We start from the raw sequence: 21,208 nt of genomic DNA on the forward strand, positions 1-21,208 counted from the left end.
ATCGGAATGCTTATCCCAGGAGAAGAAACATGCGTAACTTAAAAGCCGCCATTGTCACGGCGGCCGCCGTACTCGCCATGGGTGGTTCCTGCGCCGCCGAGCAGCCGGCCGGCATGATCAAGACCGCCAAGGGCATCGCCGCCATAGAGCGCGCCGGAAAACAAACCCCGGCCGCCCCCGGCGCCGCGCTGATGGCCAGCGATCGCGTGGGCACCGGCGCGGACGGCAGCGTGGGCATCACGCTGCGCGACGAGACCCTGCTGGCGGTTGGCCCGAACAGCAATGTGTGGCTTGAAAAATACGCTTTCGATCCGACCTCGCACGATGGCGTGCTGAATGCCACCGTCAAGCGCGGCACGCTCGGCGTCATCTCCGGCAAGCTGTCCAAGCAATCGCCGGGCGCGGTGCAGTTCCGGACGCCCACCTCCATCCTGGGCGTGCGCGGCACCGAATTCGTCATCGACGTCAAGGACGGAGAGTAAAGCATGGGGATGCTGATCTGGATCGCCTGCCTGTTGGCCGCCGTCTCGCAGCAACGCACACCGACCGAGCAAATCACCCTGCTGCCCAGCCAGGACGGCAAGGCCAGCGCGGTCGTCATCACCACCGCCGGTGTCGACACGGTACTCGACCAACCCTACCAGACCGCCGCCATCGATAGCAAGGGCGCCACCGTCAGCACCGGCAACGGCGCCGACATCGGCAGCCGCTATGCCTCCACGCTGACCGCCATGCCGCAGCGGGCCGCCGTGTTCACGCTGTACTTCGTCACCGATACCGATGCGCTGGTACCGGAATCGGCGGCGCGGCTGGCGGACATCAAGGCGCAGCTGGCGGCCCGGCCAGCTCCCGAGATCATCGTCATCGGCCACACCGACACCGTCGCCAAGCAGGCCTACAACGACGAGCTGTCGCTGCGGCGCGCCGCCACCGTCAAGCAAATGCTGGTGGAAGTGGGAATAGAAGCGGACCGCATCGCCGTGCAGGGACGCGGCAAGCGCGAACTGCTGGTGCCCACCGCCGAAGGCGTCGATGAGCCGCGCAACCGCCGCGTCGAAATCCGCGTGCGCTGATCAGGCCACGCCGTCCCAGCGCAACACCAGCAAGGTCAGGTCGTCCGAGGGTTCGGCCTGGCCCACGTGCAGCCGCACGTCGTCGCGCACCGCGCGCACCACCGCCGCCGGCGTGTTTGCGGGCAGCGCGGCCAGCAAGCGGTCCAGCCGCGCATTGCCGTACAGGTCCCCTGCCTCGTTCATCGCCTCGTTGATGCCGTCGGTGGTCAGGCACAGGCACTCGCCGGCTTGCAGCTGATAGTGCCGCACCGGATATTCGAAGTCCTCCAGCACGCACAACGGCGGGCCATCCGCCGCATGCAGCAGTTCGACGCGGCCATCCACGGTCAGGCGGCGCGGCGCATCATGGCCGGCGTTGCACAGGAAGACCTGGCCGTTGGAGGCGTCCAGTATGCCGGCCACGCTGGTCACGAACAGCATCTCGGGATTCTCGCGGGTCAGCTCGCGATTGGCGCCGTTCATGATGGCCGCCATCTCCGACGGCCCGCGCAGCGCCACGCTCTTGGACAGCGCCTTCGCCACCACCATGAACAGGCTCGCTGGCAAGCCCTTTCCCGACACGTCGCCGACCATGAAGAACACGCGGTCCTGGTCCAGCATGAAGAAGTCGTACAGATCGCCCCCCACCTCACGCGCCGGCTCGAGCAAAGCATCCAGCGAGAAGCGCCGTTCGCCGGGGAAGGCCAGCGCGGCTTGCGGCAGCGCCGCCATCTGGATGCGGCGTGCGGCACCCAGTTCACCGGCAACCCTGGCGGCGGACACGCGGGCCACCTGCAGGGCGCGCTCGGTGTGCTTGCGGTCGCGCACCGCCGCAGTGAACATGCTCGCCAACAGGCTCAGTCCAACCAGACCGAGGGCGCATACGACGCCCGCAGCATCGAACAGCATACCGGCGCGCGCAAACAACAACGCACCGCCACCGAACATACCCAGCGCCAGCGCACCGCACAAGGGCGCCGACACCAGCAAGCGCAGTCTTGGCATGAACCAGACCAGCAGCAGGCTGCAAACGCCGAACAGCGACGCCTCGGCCCAACGCATCCACAACGGCCGGCGAAGGAAGGCGCCGTCGAAGAAGCTCTCGATCATCTGCGCGTGCGTGTCCACGCCGGGCATGAAGTCGCCGCGCGCGTTGGTCTTGTAGTCGGTCAGGCCTAGCCCCGTCATGGCGACGATGACGATCTTGTTTTGCAGCGCGCCGGGAGCGAGCCGGTCGCGCATCACGTCCAACGCCGAGGCGTAGCGGTCCATCGCAGGCGCCGAAAAATTCACCCACACCGCGCCATCGGGCGTAGTCGGCACGCGCAAGTCGCCGACCGAAACGCTGTGGACGCCGTCGTCGCCGGCCTCGATCTCCAGGGCCGAACTGCCCGTCGCAACGCGCAGCAGCTCCATCGAAAACGCCGGCACCAGCGTGTCGCCGATGGCGCCGACCAACGGCGCGCGGCGTACCAGCCCCCGCTCCAGATCCACGGACAACAGGCCCTGTCCTTTGGAGGCCGCCTGCAGCAAGGGCAAACTGGACATCGCCTGCGGGAAGCGCATCACCTTGAGCGACGACGCCGGCCGGTTCACATGCACCGACCACACGCGCAAGGCGTCGCTGGTGCCGGCTTCGGGATGTGCGTATCCCGCCGCGCCCAGGACGATTGGCGCGCGCCGCATCGCGGCGGCCAGCACATCGTCATACGCGGGCAGCGCCGCCAGGCTGTCGCGCAGCGGGCCGGAAGGCAGCCGCGCGGCCAGCGCTTCGGGCGAGGTGGTGTCCGGCTCCGGCATCAGGATATCGAGCCCGATGGCAAGCGGCTGCTGCGCGTTGATGTGTTCTATCAGCTCGGTCAAGCGCGTGCGCGGCCACGGCCACTGGCCGAACTCCTTGAGCGAAGCCTCGTCGATGGCGATGACCTGCACCGGCCCAGATGCGCGCTGGCGCGGCAGGTGGACCTGATAGGCGTTGAACAAGGCAAGCCGCAGCTGCGGCAGCACACCGTCGTCGCCCGCCGCCAGCGCCACGGCCAGCAGACCCGCCAGCACCAGCGCCAGCGGCCTGCCCTGGCCGGCGCGGATGCCGCCCAGCGCCTTGGTTCTCAAGCGAAGCAGCATGGCCGCGCTTACAGTTCGATTTCCATGCCGTCGTACGCGGAGACGATGTCCAGCGGCGCCTCGCCGGTGATCTCGGCATAGCGCCGCGTCTCGGCCAGCACGCGGGCGATCTGCGCGTCGTCGTAAATCGGCTCGTGATGGAACAGGCAAAGCTGGTGGACCCCGGCCAGCTGGCACAACTCGACACCCACCACATTGCTGGAGTGGCCCCAGTCGGCCTTCACCGAAATGGAATCGGCCAGCGAATACATGGCGTCGAAGATCACCAGGTCGGCATCGCGGAAGAACTCCACGAAGGCCAGGCGCTCGGCGGCATTATCCAGCTTGTGCTCGGAATCGGTGCTGTAGACCATGGCCTTGCCGCCCTGCTCCAGCCGATAGCCGTAGGAGTCGCCCGCATGCAGCTGCAGCTTGGCCGTCACGGTCAGGTCGTGCAACCGCAGTGGCACGCCAGGCTCCATTTGCACGAACTCGATGGTCGCGCCCAGCTGATGGAAGCCGACCGGGAAGCTGATCGGCTCCTGCTGGCGGCGGAACGCCGTCTCCAGCTCCTCGTGGCAACCGTAGATGATGATGCGGTTGCCCGGTATGTAGGCCGGCGTGAAGAACGGGAAGCCCATGATGTGGTCCCAATGGAGATGGGACATGAACACATGGTAGGTCTGCGGCTTGCCCGGACCGTAGCGCGCCAGCTTGGCGCCGGCCAGCGCACGCACACCCGAACCCAGGTCAAGAATGATATGTTCATGCACGGCGTCCGGGTCCCACACCTCCACCTCGACGCAACTGGAATTGCCGCCGTAGGTGCCGCGCACATCGAAACCCAGGTCGTTGTCGATATACGACGCCACCTTCTCCGGCGTATCGAGGTTGCGGCCGATGGCGCCTTCCAGCGCCGTCACCAGCTTGGAGCGGATCTGCTTGTGGTTCAGCGCCACCGGCAGCGAGCCGCGCGCGCCCCAGATGCGGGCTTTCATGAAGCGCCGCCGACCACCGCCAGCGCGGCGACGCGGTCGGGGAAGATCTCGAACAGCATGTCGAAGCGGCTGATGGTGAACACCTCCAGCACCAGCGGCTGCAGGGACGCCAGCACCATGCGACCGCCCTGCGCCTTGACCTGCTTGATCGCCACCATCAACGCGCGCAGGCCGATGCTGCTGATGTAACTGACACCGCTGAAATCGAGCACCAGCGCGGCGCCATCCTTGGTACAGTCGCTCAGGTGCGGGTCCAGTGCGAGTTTGAAGGCATCGGCACGGGTATGATCGATGCGGCCGGAGGGGCTAAGCACAAGCGTGCTGCCGGCTTGCTGCGGCTGAAGTTCCATAATGATGACGCCCTGTGCGGATGAAGATGGCATTTTGTCCTGATTTTTTCCATTTTTACATCTTTCAGTGCAATAAGCAATTCCGAGGAGAATCGCCTGTACATGATATTCTTCGGCCTCGACGCAATCAGGGAGAACGCACATGTCGCCGCTCGACAAATTTTTCAAGCTCACCGAGCATGGCAGCAACGTCAGGACCGAAGTGGTCGCGGGCATCACCACCTTCCTGACGATGGCCTACATCATCTTCGTCAACCCCGCCATCCTGGGCGACGCCGGCGTGCCCAAGGACGCGGTGTTCGTCGCCACCTGCCTGGCGGCGGCGCTGGGCACCATCATCATGGGCCTGTACGCCAACTACCCGATCGGCATGGCGCCGGGCATGGGCCTGAACGCCTACTTCGCCTACGCCGTGGTGCTGGGCATGGGCGTGCCGTGGCAATCGGCGCTCGGCGCGGTGTTCATCTCCGGCTGCCTGTTCATCCTGGTGAGCGTGTTCAAGGTGCGGGAGCTGATCGTCAACGGCATACCGCATTCGCTGCGGGTGGCCATCACGGTGGGACTCGGCCTGTTCCTGGCGCTGATCGCCATGAAGGGCGCCGGCCTGGTGGTCGCCAGCCCCGAGACGCTGGTGCGCGTGGGCGACATGCACAAGCCGCAAACCATCATGGCCGTGTTCGGCTTCCTGCTGATCGTCACGCTGGACCGCCTGCGCGTGCCGGGCGCGCTGTTGATCGGCATCGTGGTGGTGACGGTGATGAGCTTTTTCTTCGGCGGGAACACCTTCCACGGCTTCATGTCGCTGCCGCCATCGCTGGAGCCGACGTTGTTCAAGTTCGACCTGAAGGGCGCTGCCTCGCTGGGATTGTTCAATGTGGTGCTGGTGTTCTTCCTGGTTGAACTGTTCGACGCCACCGGCACGCTGATGGGCGTGGCCAGCCGCGGCGGCCTGCTGGTCGACGGCAAGATGAAGCGCCTGAACAAGGCGCTGCTGGCCGACAGCTGCGCCATCGTGGCCGGTTCCATGCTGGGCACCTCCAGCACCACGGCCTATCTGGAAAGCGCGGCCGGCGTACAAGCGGGCGGACGCACCGGCCTGACGGCGCTGGTGGTGGCGGCGCTGTTCCTGGCGGCGCTGTTCTTCGCGCCGATCGCCGGCGTGGTGCCGGCCTACGCCACCGCGCCGGCGCTGCTGTTCGTCGCCTGCCTGATGCTGCGCGACCTGGTCGACGTGGACTGGAGCGACACCACCGAGAGCGTGCCGGCCGCGATCACCGCGCTGGTGATCCCGTTCACCTACTCCATCGCCCACGGCATCGCCTTCGGCTTCATCACCTACGCCGGCTTGAAGCTGCTGACCGGCCAGGCGCGTCAGGTCAAGCCGGTGGTGTGGGTGATCGCCGCGCTGTTCCTGTTCAAGTACGCCTACGTCAGCGGCTGACCGCCGTCCGCTGCGGGGATGCCACCAGCGTCGGCATCTCCCGCACCGCCAGGATGCCGACCACGTTATTGAGCCGCATGCGGCATAGCGTCAGCGGATCCTCATCCTCTGCCGCCAGTCGTATCTGCACGTCCACGCCCTGCGGATGCGTGGTCGTGCGCAGGCTGCGCAATTCCAATCCCAGGCGGCGCACAATCGCCAGCACGGCTTCCAGCGTGGCGATGGCGTCGTCCGGCTCGATGCAAAATCGGTAGCTTTTTTGTGTGGTATTCATGCAACCAGAATATCCGGGAAGCCGCAAAATAGGCTTCCTTGTTTTGCTTCATTTTCGGCCGATTGAAGAAGATTATCCCTCCTGATATAAAATCAAAGGAATAATCATCTTTCACGGAAAAACAACATGGAAATCGACGAACTCGACCGCAGCATTTTGCGCGAACTGCGCCGCGACGGCCGCCTGAGCAACACCAAGCTGGCGGAAAAGGTCGGCCTGTCCACCACGCCGTGCTGGAACCGCGTGCGGGCGCTGGAGGAAGGCGGCATGATCGAGGGCTACACTGCCCTGCTCAGCCAGAAGGCGCTGGGCTACCCGGACACGGTCATCATCGAAGTCACGCTGGACCGCCACGACGACGACATCTTCGAGAAATTCGGCCAGGCGCTGGCCGACCTGCCGGAAGTAATGGAAGCCTACCTGCTGACCGGCGAGTACGACTACCTGATCAAGGTGGCGGTGGCCGGCACGGCCGGCTACGAGGAATTCCTGCGCCGCAAACTGTACAAGCTGCCCGGCCTGCGCCATAGCCGCTCCACCTTCGTGCTGCGCTGCCTGAAGCGGGCGCACTCGGTGGAGCCCTGATCCGCTTATGTTGTCAACCGCACAGATGGCGCGCCTGAAGCGGCGCATTGTGCAGGTGCTCGAACAACTATAAAAGGACCAACATGAACAAGCCTATCCAGATCGCCATCGCGCTCGCCACCCTGACGCTGGCCTCGCAAGCCATGGCGCAAATCACGTTTTACGAACATGACGGCTGGCGCGGACGCACCTTCACCGCCAACCGCCCCGTCAACGACTTCTCGCGCACGGGCTTCAACGACCGCGCCTCGTCGGTGGTGGTCGATCGCGGCCAGTGGGAAGTGTGCGACGACGCCAACTTCGGCGGCCACTGCATGGTGCTGCGGCGCGGCAGCTACGAATCGCTCAGCGGCATGGGCATGAACGACCGCATCTCGTCGGTGCGCCCGGTGGGCCGCCGCGACAGCTATGACAACGAAGCGCCGGCGCCGCTGCCGCAACCGACCTATGAATACCGCCGCCGGCCCAGCGAACGCGTGGTCGACGTGCCGATCACCTCGGTACGCGCCGTGGTCGGCACGCCGGAGCAGCGCTGCTGGGTTGAACGCCAGCAGGTGAGCGAACCGGCCCGCAACGGCAACAACGTCGGCGGCGTCATCGCCGGCGCGCTGATCGGCGGTATCCTGGGCCACCAGGTGGGTGGCGGCACAGGACGCGACGTGGCCACGGCCGGCGGCGCGGTGGCGGGCGCGGCCATCGGCAACAACATGGCCAACAACAGCAACTCGCAAACCTATGCGCGCGACGTGCGCCGCTGCGAAAACGTCAGCAATCCGAAGCCGGAATACTGGGACGTCACGTACAACTATCGCGGACAGGAGCACCGTGCGCAGCTGAGCGCGCCTCCGGGCTCGACCATCGCGGTCAACTCCCGCACCGGCGAACCGCGCATGTAATCTTAAATATTTGCCCACATTCCAGAAATTCACTGGGACGTGGGCATGCGAACACGTATACTTGAGGCCCCTCCCGATGGGCAGGCCTTGAGACCGCATGCGTACACTACTTCCCTATTCCTACTACGGCGCCGATACCGACGAGCAGCAGCAGTTCTATTCCGAGTTGCGTCCGGTCGCCATCATCTCCCAAAGCGTGGGGCTGCTGAGCTGGATCACGGCCGCCGTCATCCTGGCCTCCAGCGGACAGACGCTGCAGGCCAGCCTGCTGTTCGGCGTGCCCGGCATGTTGCTCAGCCTGGGCATCTCGCTGTGCGCGCGTTCGGTCAAGGCGCTGGTCGTCTCCGGCATCGTCGGCACCACCGCCACCGCGTTCGCCTTTCGCCTGCTGGTGGCGTACTGTCCGGACCCGACGTTCTGGGTGCTGCCGGTCGGCACCGTGTTGACGCTGTCGGCGGCGCCCATCTTCGGCGGCATGCTGAACTACATCGGCGCGGCCATCGCCGTGTGGCTGATACTCACGGTGGGCAATTTCCCCGCGCAACCGGGGCAGCTGACGTTCAATCTGTCGTTGCTGGTGATGGGCAGCAGCTTCGCCATGGCGATCTACCTGCACGCCTACTTCCTCAACCTGCGGGTGCGCAGCCACCGCGCGCGGCGCGAGCTGGCGGAGATGGCCTTCAAAGACCTCGTCACCGGCCTGAACAACCGCCGCAAATTCACGCTGGAAGTACGCCGCGCACAAGCGCGGCCGTCGCCCTCGGCGCTGCACTTCCTGATGATAGACATCGACGACTTCAAGAAGATCAACGACACGCTGGGCCACGACGTCGGCGACGAAGTGCTGATTCACACGGCAAAGGAAATCGCCAGGCTGGCAGCGGGCCACCTGTGCGGCCGGCTGGGCGGCGAGGAATTCGGCGTACTGTTCCACGGCGAGGCGGCGGAAGCGCAGGAGTTTGCCGTCGCGCTGCTGGACGGCGTACGCAAGGCGACGCACCCGCCGCGCACGGTCAGCATCGGCATCGCAGAGTTCGACAAGGACAGCGACCTGTCCATCACCTACAAACGGGCCGACGAAGCGCTATACCTCGCCAAGCGCCACGGCAAAAACCGCTACGTCGTTGCCGGCGCCATCCAAGCCGCCGCATAAAATTGGGGTCAAGTCTGACATTCGGACACGAGCCCATCTGTTGAACCCGTGCCCGACGCCTCAACTGCTGGGGTCGTGTCCGAATGTCAGACTTGACCCCAAATTGCTTAGAAGTGATATTCGGCGCGTATCATCGGGGTCTTGGCGACATAGCCCTGGCCGCCGGTGGTGGACGAGGTGTTGCCGAACTTGTTGCGCCAGTACTGGTACTCGACGCCGATGCGGAAGGTGTTCTTGGCATGGCCCATCGCGGCGCCGGCGTCAAACATCAGCTGCATGTCGATATTGGTCTCGGCGCCGGTATCGTTGCCCACTTCGTCCTTGCCCTTGGCCGCGATGAAGTTCGCAAAACCTTCGAAGGCCCACAACGAACCCACCGGAATGCCCCACTCCGACGACAGCATCGCATGCGTCTTGTAGGTATAGCGTCCAGTCACGGTGGAGATCGGCGGGAAGGCGCCGCTCGGCGCGTTGCTCTCGTTGAGCAGGAACAGACTGGTGTTGAAGTGCCCCGCCGGCACGTCCCACATAAAAGTCGGCCCCAGCACGAACATGCGCTTGCGCGAGTTGTAGCCCACATCATTCTTCGTGTTGACGTCGAATCCGCCGGTGATGCCCAGCCCGCGCACCGGCCCGAACTTGTATTCGCGCCCGGTCACCTTGCTCAGGTCCACCGTGTTGCGGTACAGGATATAGGCTTCGTTGGCGCCCGACTTTTGCGTCAGCGAGGCCGGATCATTTTTGTCCGACATCAAAAAGTCCACGTTGAAGAAGTTGGTGCCGTACTTGTAGCCGCTGACGTGGGTCAGCGCAAGGATATTCTTGGAGATGTCGTTCGGGTTGAACGGCTCGCGATAGTCGTTCCCATAACGCCAGCTGACGGAGGTGTCGCTCCAGTCGGCGGCATGGGCCGCGCCGATGCTCATCAAGGCGATGCACAACATTTGTCTCGTTTTCATTTTAGTTTTCCATATTATTTTGGACGCGACCGTCCCCGCCGGCGCCATGCGGCGCGCCGGTGAGGATGCAATCGTGCTGGTTGGATCCTCAGCCTGCGCCGAGGTAGACGAACTTGAAGGTGAACACGCAAGCGATCGCCCAGATCACTGGACGCACTTCGCGCACACGGCCGGTCAACAGCTTCAACACCGCGTAGGAGATGAAGCCGAACGCCACGCCAAGCGCGATCGAGTACGTGAACGGCATGGTCAGCGCCGCGATGGCGGCTGGCACGCTTTCGGTGGTGTCGGACCAGTCGATGTCGACCAGTTCGCGCAGCATCAGACAGGAGACGTACAGCAGCGCGGGCGCCGTGGCGTAGCTCGGCACCACGCCGGCCAGCGGCGAGATGAACAGGCAAGCCAAAAACAGCACGCCGACTGCGACGGCGGTCAATCCGGTGCGGCCGCCCGCTTGCACGCCAGCGGCGCTCTCGATGTAGGCGGTGGTGCTGGAAGTGCCCAGCAGCGAACCGGTAAGGATGGCGGTGCTGTCGGCCATCAGTGCCTTGTTCAAGCGCTCCATCTTGCCGTTGACGAGCAGGCCGGCGCGGTTGGCCACACCCATCAGCGTGCCGGTGGCGTCGAACAGCTCGACCAGGAAGAACACCAGCACCACGTTCAACAGGCCGACCGAAATCGCGCCCATCAGATCAAGCTTGAACAGCGTAGGCGCCAGCGACGGTGGCATGTCGACCACACCATTGAACTTGTTCCCGGCGATGAAGAAGCTCATCACGGTCACGGCCAGGATGCCGATCAGGATCGCGCCCTTTACCTTCAGGCGGTCCAGCGCGACGATGACGAAGAAGCCAACGATGGCCAGCAGCGTGGGCGCCGAATGCAGGTCGCCGACACGGACCAGCGTCTCAGGGCTGCTGACGACAATGCCTGCGCTCTTCAGCGAGATCAAGCCGAGGAACAGGCCGATGCCGACGGTGATCGCGGTGCGTATCGAATGCGGGATGCCGTTGACGATCATCTCCCGCAGCTTGAATATGCTGACGAACAGGAACAGGCAGCCGGAGATGAACACCGCGCCCAGCGCCATCTCCCAAGGCATGCCCATGCCCTTCACGACGACGTACGCGAAGTACGCGTTCAACCCCATGCCCGGCGCCATGGCGATCGGGTAGTTCGCGTAAAGGCCCATGATCAGGCAGCCCAATGCGGCAGCGATACAGGTGGCGACGAAGACCGCACCCTTGGGCATGCCGGCGTCACCGAGGATCGAAGGATTGACGAAAATGATGTAAGCCATCGTCAGGAAGGTGGTCAGACCCGCGACCAATTCGGTGCGCACATCGGTCCCATTTTCTTTCAGCTTGAAGTACTTCTCTAGAATTAACATAACGTCTCCGTGTTCTATTTTTAACTGCTTCTTGTGTCATCCGCCGATTAAACATGGGAACAATCGGCTTAGACCTTATCTCAGGGGCCACTGTGTGTAATTGGTCTGGTGGCATACCTGCTATCTGCTATGGCCTATAACAGTCGGGACGCGCCGTATTTTTTACGGCGTAGCCCCTTGCTTACCCTCCTCTGCTTTGCGTGCCGCCGGGTTTATACGAATTCACCAATCTTCGCGATCACCGCCTCGCGCACCGAGCCGCTCACAATGAAGGACCGCGCCACTTCAAGGTCGTTGTGCAGCCAGCGGTCGCCATCAAGACACGCCGGGATCTGGCTGCGCACCGATTCATAGGCCGCCTGCGTGCCTTTTCCGAGCACAAAACCAGGCAGTAGGTTTTCTGTCATCGTCAGCGCCTGCGAGGCCAATAACATTTCGACGCCAACGATGTATTGTGTGTTCGATACCACAGTAGCGGCCTTGCGCGCGCACCAGGTGGAGTTGGAGACGTGGTCTTCGCTGTTGCCCTTGGCCGGAATCGAGTCCACGCTGCCCGGCATGCACAGCGTGCGGTTCTCCATCACCAGGGAACTGAGCGAGCATTGCATAACCGGATAGCCGGTGTTCACGCCACGCACGCCGGACATCAGGTTGCGCGGCAGGCCCCACGACAGCGTGGGATCGATCAGGCGCGCCACGCGGCGTTCGACAATGCTGCCCAGGTCCGCGATGGCCATCGCCAGCAGGTCCATCGCCTGCGCCAGGTACTGGCCGTGGAAGTTACCGCCCGAGATAATCTCGAAGCCACCACCGTCCTTGCCGAAGATGAGCGGATTGTCGGTGGCCGAATTCACTTCCTTATCGAGGATGGTGTCGATGTAGTCCAGCGCATCGAACACCGGGCCGTAGACCTGCGGAGCGCAGCGCAGCGAGTACACGTCCTGGATGCGGGCCGTGTACGGGATGTCGGTGCGGCGCAGCTCCTCCGGGAACTGCACGGCGCGCGCCTCATGCGTGGTGCGGGTGGAGCCGTCCAGCAGGTCGCGGATAATGGCGGCGGTCTTAATCTGGCCCGCATGCGGACGCGCTTCGTGGATGCGCGGATCGAAGGCCGACATCTCGGCGCGCATCGCCTCCAGCGTCAGTCCCAGCGATAGGCAGGCGTCGGACAGCATGTTGCGCGCATCGGCGGCGGCCAGCAGCGCCACCGCCAGCGACACAGTGCAGCCGTTGATCAGCGCCGAGGCATCCTTGGCCTTCAGCTCGAAGACGACCGGGCCGACATTGGATGCGCGGATCGCGTCCGGGGCCGACATGCGCTGGCCCTTGTACATCACCTCCGCCTCTTCGAAGCCGGCGATGGCCGCAGCCAGGTACGCAAGCGGCGCCAAGTCGCCCGAGGCGCCGACGGAACCCTTCTGCGGCATGATCGGATGGATGCCGGCGTTGACGAAGGCCAGCAGGCGGTCGACCACCTCCACGCGCGGCGCGGAGTAGTTACTGGCGAAGGCATTGGCACGCAACAGCATGGTGGCGCGGCTGACCTCTTCGGAGAACGGCTCGCCCATGCCGCAGGCGTGGGCCTTGATCAGCTGCGTCTGGAACAGCACGATGTCCTGCACCTTGACGCGGGTATCCTTCAGCATGCCGACGCCGGTGTTAAAACTGTACATCATCGGCGCTTCGTCGTGCATCCAGGTCGACTCGATGTAGTCGCGGCTCTCCTTCAATGCGGCGCGCGAGGACGCGGCCAGGTTCACTTCAATGGCGTGGTCGCGGGCGACGGCGACGACTTGCGCGGCGGTCAGGTTGAAACCGTTGATGGTAGTGGTAGTCATAATCGTTGTCTCTCAGTTGGCGCCGGCGGCGAACCACGCGCCGATTTCGGAGCGTTCTTCAGGCGTGATGTTGGTCATATTCCCGATCGGCATAGCCTTCAGCACGACGGCCTGCTGGTTGATCTTGGCGGCGTTCTGGTGAATCAGCTCCGGCGTGTGCAGCATGATGCCGGCGGGAGCGGTGGCGAATCCGGGCTGCGTGGGCTGGGCCGCGTGGCAGCTGACGCAGCGCTGGTTGACGATGGCCTGTACACGGTTGAAGTCAGGCGCCGCGACGCCGGCATGCGCCGCATCGGCGACATCGCCCGCAGCCGCAGGCAGTGGCGCCGCTGCGGGACGCGGAGCGATCGCCACCGCGACAGCAGCGAGGATCGCCACGCCAGCCGCAGGGAACTGCCACGCAGTCTTGCCATGATGGCGCAGGTTGAAGAAGTGGCGAATCAGCACACCAGCCGCGATGATCGCGCCCAGCAGCGCCCAGCTATAGGCATGGCTGTAGGTCATCGCATAGTGGTTGCTGATCATGATGAGCAGCACCGGCAGCGTGAAGTAGTTGTTATGAACGGAGCGCTGTTTGGCCTTCTTGCCGTGGACAGGATCGGGCGACCTCCCCTGCTCCATCGCCTCCACCAGCTTGCGCTGGCCCGGAATAATCAGCATCAGCACATTCCCGACCATCATGGTGCCGATCATGGCGCCGACGTGGATGTAGGCGGCGCGTCCGCTCAGGAACTTGGTCAGCACGTAGGCCATGGCAACGATGAACACGAACATGATCACGCCCAGCAGGCCGTCCTTCTTGCCCAGAGGTGAACGGCACAAGGCATCGTAGAACAGCCAGCCCACCAGCAGCGAGCCAAGGCCCACGCCGATAGCCTGCAACTGCGTCAGGTCCGCGACCGATTTATCGATCATCATCGCCGAAGCATTGAAGTAGTAGACGATGAACAGCAGCGAGAAGCCCGAGATCCAGGTCGCGTAGGCTTCCCATTTAAACCAGTGCAGGTCCGACGGCAGCTCGGCCGGCGACACCAGGTACTTCTGAGGGTTGTAGAAACCGCCGCCGTGCACGGCCCACAACTCGCCGGAGACGCCCTTCTTTGCCAGGTCGGAGCCGGGCTTCGGCGGGCGTATGCTGTTGTCCAGCCAGACGAAGTAAAAGGACGCGCCGATCCACGCTATCCCCGTGATGAGATGCAGCCAGCGCACCAATAGATTGAGCCAGTCCACGCCGTAAGCGAGCAATTCCATGTTGTCTCCATGTTTGGATTTAGCTCGTCTGCCACCGCGGGCGCTCCAGACGAATGGGATGATTTCCCTTTTTGGCCGCGAACTGTTGAAAGCTCCGCTGCGACCGATTGAAAACCACACGCAGACCGCGCATGGTGTGGAACGAACGATAAAACTAATTCTGGCTTTTCGTATGGCAGTAGCCGTATATTAAAAATAGGCTCACCGTTATAGATCGATCACCATGGCACAACTTCCCGACCACCTAGACCTGCACCTGATACGCATCCTGTACATGCTCCTCTGCGAGAAAAACGTTTCGCGCGTCGCGATGAAACTGGATCAAACGCAGCCCTCCATCTCGGCCTCGCTGCAGAAGCTGCGCGAGCTCACGGGCGATCCGCTGCTGGTGCGCGGCGGCCGTGGCATGGTGCCCACGCAGCACGGCGAGAGCCTGAAGGAGCCGGCGAAGCGCATCCTCGACGAGGTGGGGCAGCTGTTCCTGCACAAGACACCCTTCGCCTCGAAGGAGGAAAGCCGCACCTTCCGCATCGGCGCGCCGGACTACCTCGACATTCAATTCCTGCCGAACGTTGTGGCGCGTTTGCGACGCGAGTCGCCCAAGAGCCGCGTCATCATCCACAGCCTGGGCGCGGAAGTGGATGCGATCCGCATGCTGTCCGACGGCGATCTCGATCTGCTAATCGGTAACTGGGAGCAGCCGCCGGAGCACCTGTACCTGTCGCGGCTCTTCGAAGATCCGATCATCTGCGCCATGCGCGCCGACGCGCCCTACGCCAAGCGCACCGGCGCCAACGACATGACGCTGGACGATTATCTGAGCCTGCCCCACGTGGCGCCCTCGCCCACCCTGCCCGGCTTCCACGGCGTGATCGACAGCTTCCTGGCGCAGCAGGGCTACCAGCGCAACGTGGTCGTGGAGTCGGCGTATTTCAGCCTGATCCCCTACATGCTGACGCAGACCGACATGGTGCTCACCACAGGGCGGCAGTACCTGCGCTTCTATGAACGCAACCTGCCGATCAAGACCTTCACCGTGCCGGTGCGCTTCCCGACGATGCGCTTCTACCAGCTGTGGCACGAGCGGGTCCACCAGGCGCCTGAACACAAATGGCTGCGCGACCAGGTCACGCAGGCCGCGCAAGCCCTCACCGCGAAGTAAACCTCCGTGGGCGTGGCACGCCCACAACACTCCCCATAAGCCCGGGCTGAATGCGGTTATGGCCCCGGGCGTATATAACAGCCTCCCCCGCCATATATCATTCCTCTTATACCAAGAGGAGACGGGCGACTGCCTGCACAACAATGACAATCACACTAGATCACCTGAACCGCTGCGGCGCCGAAGAGTTCACGCAGCTGCTGCATGGCCTCTACGAACACTCGCCATGGATACCGGAACGCGCCGCCGCGCAGCGCCCGTTCGCGACCATCGCCGCGCTCAAACAATCGCTGCAAGGCGTGGTGCGCCGAGCCACCGAAGACGAACAACTGGGCCTGGTGCGCGCGCACCCTGAGCTGGCCGGCAAAGCGGCTCTCGCCGGCGAACTCACCGCCGAATCGACCGGCGAACAAGCGCAGGCTGGCCTGACCCACTGCTCCGCCGACGAACTGGCGACGCTGCACAAACTGAACGCCGACTACAACGCCAAATTCGGCTTCCCCTTCATCCTGGCCGTCAAAGGCCCGACTGGCAATGGTCTGTCGCGCGGGGAGATCATCGCAGCCTTCAGCCGCCGTCTGCGTTCGCAGCGTGATGACGAACTGGCCGAATGCCTGCGCCAGATCGGCCGCATCGCCGAGATGCGCCTCAACCAGCTGCTGCAAGTGGAGCTGCAATTTGGCGCCACCATCATGGAGTGGTCGGAAGTGATCGGTGCCTGGAGCGACGACGCCGACAACCTCACCTGCGCCTACATGACCGACGCCCACCGCAAGACCGCAGCCCAGCTGTCGGCGTGGATGAAGGAAGCCGGCATGGAAGTGTCCATCGACCCGGTCGGCAACGTCGTCGGCCGCTACAAGTCGGACAAGCTGGGCGCCAAGGCGCTGCTGACCGGCTCCCACTACGACACCGTCCGCAACGGCGGCAAGTACGACGGTCGCGAAGGCATCCTGCTGCCTATCGCCGTGGTCAAGCACCTGAATGAGCGTGGCGAGCGCCTGCCGTTCGACCTGGAGATCATCGGCTTCTCGGAAGAGGAAGGCGTGCGCTATCAAAGCACCTTCCTCGGTTCGAACGCCGTGATCGGCCAGTTCGACATGGCGCTGCTGGACAAGACCGACGCGCAAGGCATCACCATGCGCGAAGCGCTGACCGCCGCAGGGCACGATGCAAGCAAGATCGCCTCGGTCGCCCGCAAGCCGGGGGAAGTGCTGGCCTTCGTCGAAGTTCACATCGAACAAGGCCCGGTATTGCTGGGCAAAGGCCTGCCAACCGGCGTCGTCACCTCGATCGCCGGCAGCTGCCGCTACCAGATCGAGCTGACCGGTCTGGCCAGCCACGCCGGCACCACGCCGATGATCATGCGTAAGGACGCCGCCGCAGCCGCCGCCGAAATCGTGCTGTACGTGGAAGACCGCTGCGGGCGCGAACGCTCGCTGGTCGGCACCGTCGGCCAATTGCAGGTGCCGGATGGCTCGGTCAACGTGATCCCCGGCGCCTGCAAGCTGTCGCTGGACATCCGCGCCGCCGACGACGCCACGCGCGATGCCGCCGTCACCGACATCCTGAATCAGGCCGAAGCAGTCTGCGAGCGCCGCCAGATCGGGCTTAAAGTCACCAAGATCATGCAAGCCCCCGCCGCACCATGCGCCGACTGGCTAGTGAAGCAGCTCGTCGCCGCCACCGAACGCGCCGGCATCGAAGTCTTCGAACTGCCGTCCGGCGCAGGCCATGACGCGATGGCGCTGGCCCGCATGACCGACGTCGCCATGCTGTTCACCCGATGCGGCAACGGCGGCATCAGCCACAACCCGCTGGAAACCATGACGGCGGACGACGCCGAAGTATCTGCACAGATCTTCCTGGACTTCCTGCGCCAGTTCCAAACCAAGTAATCGCGGAGCAATCATGTCTGAACCTATTCGATTCTTCTATCGCGGCGAAGTCCGCTCCGTTGCCGCCGGCGCGCCGACCCGCACCCTGCTCCAGCATCTGCGCGAGGACCTGCACTGCACCGGCACCAAGGAAGGCTGCGCCGAAGGCGATTGCGGCGCCTGCACCGTGGTGGTGGCGGAACTGCAGCCGGACGGCGAAGTGGCCATGAAGTCAGTCAACTCCTGCATCCAATTCGTGCCCACGCTGGACGGCAAGGCGGTGTTCACCATCGAAGACCTGAAGCAGGCCGACGGCAAGATGCACCCGGTTCAGGAAGCGCTGGTCGAATGCCACGGATCGCAGTGCGGCTTCTGCACGCCGGGCTTCGCCATGTCGCTGTGGAGCCTCTACCTCAAACAGGAGGGACAGACCACGCCGCCGTGCCGCAAGACGGTCGACGAGACCCTGTCCGGTAACCTGTGCCGCTGCACCGGCTACCGTCCCATCATCGACGCCGCGCGCCGCATGGGCGAGCTGCCGCACGTGAGCTTCGACCGCGAGGCGCTGAAAGCCACGCTGCAATCCATCCAGCGAACCGAAATGTACAGCTACACCCACGACGGCCAAACCTTCCACGCTCCGCGCACGCTGGCCGAACTGGCCGCGCTGCGGGCAGCCAATCCCACCGCCACCATCGTCGCCGGCTCCACCGACGTCGGCCTGTGGGTGACCAAGCAAATGCGCAACCTGGGCGACATGATCTACGTGCGCCAGGTCCAGGAGCTGTACCGCATGGAGGAGGAAAACGGCATGCTGTATATCGGCGCCGCCGTCTCGCTCAACGACGCCTACGAGGCGGTCTGCAAGCACTACAAGGAAGAGCTGCACGAAATGTGGCAGCGCTTCGCCTCGCAGCCGATCCGCAATACCGGCACGCTGGGCGGCAGCGTCGCCAACGGCTCGCCGATCGGCGACTCGGCTCCGTGGATGATCGCGCTGGGCGCGGAAATCGTCATCCGCAGCGATAAAGGCCAGCGCTCCATGCTGCTGGAGAAGTTCTACCTCGATTACATGAAGAAGGACTGGCAGCCGGGCGAATTCGTCGAAGCCGTACGCATACCGCTGCCGCGCAAGGACGTCCACTTCCGCACCTACAAGCTGGCCAAGCGCTACGACCAGGACATCTCCGCCGTCTGCGCTGGCTTCGCCTTCACGCTGAAGGACGGCATGGTCAGCGACGCCCACATCGCCTACGGCGGCATGGCCGCGACCTCGCGCCGCGCGCCGCTGGCGGAAGCCGCCGTCATCGGCAAGCGCTGGGACGAGAGCACGCTGAAGCTGGCGATGGCCGAACTGGCGAAGGATTACACCCCGCTGAGCGACATGCGCGCCACCGCCAGCTACCGCATGAAAACCGCGCAGAACCTGCTGCGCCGCTACTGGCTGGAGACCAATCCGGATTCCGCCCAGCCGCTGCAATCGATCAACGCATACCACTACGCAGAGGGAGCCGTCACAGCATGAACAGCAAATCGGAACCATTCCTGACGCAGGCCGTCCCCATGGCGTGGGCGGAAGTCGGCAAGCCGCATCCGCACGAATCGGCGGTGCTGCACGTGCTGGGCGAAGCCACCTACACCGACGACATCCCCGAAGCCGCAGGCACGCTGCACGCGGCGCTGGGCATCTCGGCCAAGGCGCACGCCAATATCCTGTCGATGAACTTCGACGCCGTCAAAGCCATGCCCGGCGTGGTGGCCGTGTACACCCACAAGGACATCCCCGGCACCAACGACTGCGGCCCGATCATCCACGACGATCCGATCCTCTCGGAAGGCCTGGTGGAATACGTCGGCCAGCCCATCTTCATCGTCGTGGCGGACTCGCACGACAATGCGCGCCGCGCAGTCAAGAAGGCCGTCATCGAATATGAAGAGCTGCCAGCCATCCTGACGCCGCAAGCCGCACGCGACGCCAAGTCCTTCGTCGTGCCGCCCATGCACCTGGCGCGCGGCGATGCGCAGGCCGCGTTCGAACGCTCCAAGCATAAGTTGAAAGGCTCGCTGCACGTCGGCGGCCAGGAGCAGTTCTACCTGGAAGGCCAGATTTCCTACGCCATTCCAAAAGAAGGCAAGGGAATGCTGATCCACTGCTCCACCCAGCACCCGACCGAAATGCAGCACGTGGTCGCACATGCCCTGCACCGCCACTCGCACGACATCGTGGTCGAATGCCGCCGCATGGGTGGTGGCTTCGGGGGCAAAGAATCGCAGTCCGCGTTGTGGGCCGCCTGCGCCGCCATCTCGGCCGCGCACTTGCGCAGCCCGGTCAAGCTGCGCGCCGACCGTGACGACGACATGATGGTGACCGGTAAGCGTCACTGCTTCTACTACGAGTACGAGATGGGCTACGGCGACGACGGCCGCATCGTCGCCGCCAAGGTCGAGATGGTGTCGCGGGCCGGCTTCTCGGCCGACCTGTCGGCGCCAGTCGCCACGCGCGCCGTCTGCCACTTCGACAACGCCTACTATCTCGGCGACGTCGACATCCGCGCCATGGCCGGCAAGACCAATACACAGTCCAATACCGCATTCCGTGGTTTCGGCGGCCCGCAAGGCGCCATCGCCATCGAGTACATCGTCGATGAAATCGCCCGCAATCTCGGCATGGACTCGCTGGACGTCCGCAAGATCAACTTCTACGGCCGCAACGACGAGGAAGGCCGCAACGTCACCCAGTACAACCAGAAAGTGGTCGACAACGTCATTCACGAACTGGTTGCGCAGCTGGAGGACGAAAGCGGCTACCGCCTGCGCCGCGAGGAAATCAACGCCTTCAACGCGCAGAGCAAAGTGCTCAAACGCGGCCTGGCGCTGACGCCGGTCAAATTCGGCATCGCATTCAACGTCACGCACTTCAACCAGGCCGGCGCGCTGGTGCACGTGTACACGGACGGCTCGGTGCTGGTCAACCACGGCGGCACCGAGATGGGCCAGGGCATCAACACCAAGGTGTGCCAGGTGGTGGCGCATGAACTGGGCATCGATCTCGCCATGGTGCGCGCCAGCGCGACCGACACCAGCAAGGTCGCCAACACCTCGGCCACCGCCGCATCCACCGGCGCGGACCTGAACGGCAAGGCGGCGCAGGACGCGGCCACCACCATCCGCACACGCTTGGCCGAATTCGCCGCCAAGCGCCACGATGGCGATCCCGCCACGGTACGCTTCGAGGCCAACTTCGTCCACGTCGGCGAGATCGCGATTCCCTTCGCGGAGCTGGTGCAGAAGGCTTACATGGCACGCATCCAGCTGTGGTCCGACGGCTTCTACGCAACGCCTGGCCTGCATTGGGATCCGAAAACCATGAGCGGCAATCCGTTCTCGTACTACGCCTACGGCGCCTCGGTGTCGGAAGTGGTGGTCGATACGCTGACCGGCGAATGGAAACTGCTGAAGGCCGACGCGCTGTACGACGCCGGCAATTCGCTGAACCCCGCCATCGATGTCGGCCAGGTCGAAGGCGCGTTCATACAGGGCATGGGCTGGCTGACCACCGAGGAACTATGGTGGAACGCAACCGGCAAGCTGATGACGCATGCGCCGTCCACCTACAAGATACCCGGCGTGTCGGACTGCCCGGAGAATTTCAACGTCCGCCTGTTCAAGAACCGCAACGTCATGGACAGCATCCACCGCTCCAAGGCGGTTGGCGAACCGCCGCTGCTGCTGCCGTTCTCGGTGTTCCTGGCGATCCGCGACGCCTGCTCCAGCGTCGGCGGCCATCGCTACAATCCTCCGCTGCGAGCCCCGGCGACCAGCGAGGCTATCCTCGATGCGATCGGCGCAGTGCAGGCGGCAGCGGAAGCGGCGAACTAA

At 64.1% G+C, this 21,208-nt stretch carries 18 protein-coding genes; 10 read left to right on the forward strand and 8 right to left on the reverse strand.

The window, feature by feature from the left end:
* Positions 1-29: 29 nt before the first annotated feature.
* Positions 30-482, forward strand: coding sequence for a FecR domain-containing protein (locus HUX88_RS18030; RefSeq protein WP_176362665.1), 453 nt, complete (start codon positions 30-32; stop codon positions 480-482).
* A 3-nt stretch (positions 483-485) separates the two neighbouring features.
* Entirely contained in the window at positions 486-1,073 is a 588-nt protein-coding gene (locus HUX88_RS18035) for an OmpA family protein (RefSeq protein ID WP_176362666.1), read from the forward strand.
* Here HUX88_RS18035 and HUX88_RS18040 read toward each other — a convergent pair whose 3' ends face one another.
* From HUX88_RS18040 to HUX88_RS18050, 3 genes are read right to left on the reverse strand one after another with little or no spacing between them, the layout of a single operon-like run.
* Positions 1,074-3,176, reverse strand: coding sequence for a CHASE2 domain-containing protein (locus HUX88_RS18040; protein WP_176362667.1), 2,103 nt, complete (start codon positions 3,174-3,176; stop codon positions 1,074-1,076). It lies immediately after the preceding gene.
* A gap of 8 nt (positions 3,177-3,184) precedes the next feature.
* Positions 3,185-4,153 carry an MBL fold metallo-hydrolase gene (locus HUX88_RS18045; protein WP_176362668.1) on the reverse strand — a complete coding sequence of 323 codons (969 nt, stop codon included), beginning with the start codon at positions 4,151-4,153 and terminating at the stop codon, positions 3,185-3,187.
* A complete protein-coding gene (locus tag HUX88_RS18050) occupies positions 4,150-4,503 on the reverse strand; it encodes an STAS domain-containing protein (RefSeq protein WP_176362669.1) in 354 nt (117 codons plus the stop codon). The genes HUX88_RS18045 and HUX88_RS18050 overlap by 4 nt, the downstream gene beginning before the upstream one ends.
* A gap of 142 nt (positions 4,504-4,645) precedes the next feature.
* Between HUX88_RS18050 and HUX88_RS18055 the strand changes: the two genes are divergently transcribed.
* Entirely contained in the window at positions 4,646-5,944 is a 1,299-nt protein-coding gene (locus HUX88_RS18055; RefSeq protein WP_117015066.1) for an NCS2 family permease, read from the forward strand.
* Here the strand turns inward: HUX88_RS18055 and HUX88_RS18060 are convergent.
* Positions 5,934-6,218 carry a hypothetical protein gene (locus HUX88_RS18060; RefSeq protein WP_117015065.1) on the reverse strand — a complete coding sequence of 95 codons (285 nt, stop codon included), beginning with the start codon at positions 6,216-6,218 and terminating at the stop codon, positions 5,934-5,936. The two genes, HUX88_RS18055 and HUX88_RS18060, sit on opposite strands and share 11 nt — an antisense overlap.
* A gap of 126 nt (positions 6,219-6,344) precedes the next feature.
* Here HUX88_RS18060 and HUX88_RS18065 point away from each other — a divergent pair, with 126 nt between their 5' ends.
* The 3 genes from HUX88_RS18065 (at position 6,345) to HUX88_RS18075 (ending at position 8,852) form a co-directional block, all read left to right on the forward strand.
* Positions 6,345-6,803: an Lrp/AsnC family transcriptional regulator gene (locus HUX88_RS18065; RefSeq protein ID WP_117015064.1), complete on the forward strand. Its 459-nt coding sequence runs from the start codon at positions 6,345-6,347 to the stop codon at positions 6,801-6,803.
* A gap of 83 nt (positions 6,804-6,886) precedes the next feature.
* On the forward strand, positions 6,887-7,699 hold the full coding sequence (locus HUX88_RS32995; protein ID WP_117015063.1) for a beta/gamma crystallin-related protein: 813 nt from the start codon (positions 6,887-6,889) through the stop codon (positions 7,697-7,699).
* A gap of 97 nt (positions 7,700-7,796) precedes the next feature.
* Positions 7,797-8,852 carry a GGDEF domain-containing protein gene (locus tag HUX88_RS18075; RefSeq protein ID WP_176362670.1) on the forward strand — a complete coding sequence of 352 codons (1,056 nt, stop codon included), beginning with the start codon at positions 7,797-7,799 and terminating at the stop codon, positions 8,850-8,852.
* A gap of 107 nt (positions 8,853-8,959) precedes the next feature.
* On the opposite strand, the gene HUX88_RS18080 is transcribed toward HUX88_RS18075, so the two are convergent.
* From HUX88_RS18080 to HUX88_RS18095, 4 genes are all read right to left on the reverse strand, one after another.
* Positions 8,960-9,811: an outer envelope protein gene (locus tag HUX88_RS18080; RefSeq protein ID WP_176362671.1), complete on the reverse strand. Its 852-nt coding sequence runs from the start codon at positions 9,809-9,811 to the stop codon at positions 8,960-8,962.
* Between the two features lie 88 nt (positions 9,812-9,899).
* Positions 9,900-11,201: an NCS2 family permease gene (locus HUX88_RS18085; RefSeq protein ID WP_161082672.1), complete on the reverse strand. Its 1,302-nt coding sequence runs from the start codon at positions 11,199-11,201 to the stop codon at positions 9,900-9,902.
* Positions 11,202-11,413: 212 nt separating this feature from the next.
* Positions 11,414-13,039: a histidine ammonia-lyase gene (gene hutH / locus HUX88_RS18090; RefSeq protein WP_176362672.1), complete on the reverse strand. Its 1,626-nt coding sequence runs from the start codon at positions 13,037-13,039 to the stop codon at positions 11,414-11,416.
* Positions 13,040-13,051: 12 nt separating this feature from the next.
* A complete protein-coding gene (locus HUX88_RS18095; protein WP_117015058.1) occupies positions 13,052-14,290 on the reverse strand; it encodes a urate hydroxylase PuuD in 1,239 nt (412 codons plus the stop codon).
* A gap of 223 nt (positions 14,291-14,513) precedes the next feature.
* Between HUX88_RS18095 and HUX88_RS18100 the strand changes: the two genes are divergently transcribed.
* The 4 genes from HUX88_RS18100 to xdhB all read left to right on the forward strand — a co-directional run bounded on the left by HUX88_RS18100 (position 14,514) and on the right by xdhB (position 21,208).
* Positions 14,514-15,452, forward strand: coding sequence for a LysR family transcriptional regulator (locus tag HUX88_RS18100; protein WP_117015057.1), 939 nt, complete (start codon positions 14,514-14,516; stop codon positions 15,450-15,452).
* A 143-nt stretch (positions 15,453-15,595) separates the two neighbouring features.
* Positions 15,596-17,350 (forward strand): allantoate amidohydrolase, encoded by a 1,755-nt coding sequence (locus HUX88_RS18105; protein ID WP_176362673.1) that lies wholly within the window; start codon positions 15,596-15,598, stop codon positions 17,348-17,350.
* A gap of 13 nt (positions 17,351-17,363) precedes the next feature.
* A complete protein-coding gene (gene xdhA, locus HUX88_RS18110) occupies positions 17,364-18,854 on the forward strand; it encodes a xanthine dehydrogenase small subunit (protein WP_176362674.1) in 1,491 nt (496 codons plus the stop codon).
* Complete coding sequence (xdhB, locus tag HUX88_RS18115) at positions 18,851-21,208, forward strand: xanthine dehydrogenase molybdopterin binding subunit (RefSeq protein ID WP_176362675.1); 2,358 nt, start codon at positions 18,851-18,853, stop codon at positions 21,206-21,208. The genes xdhA and xdhB overlap by 4 nt, the downstream gene beginning before the upstream one ends.

It is taken from the genome of Duganella sp. BJB1802 (assembly GCF_013369445.1).
GTDB classification, from domain to species: Bacteria; Pseudomonadota; Gammaproteobacteria; order Burkholderiales; family Burkholderiaceae_D; genus Rugamonas; species Rugamonas vulcania_A.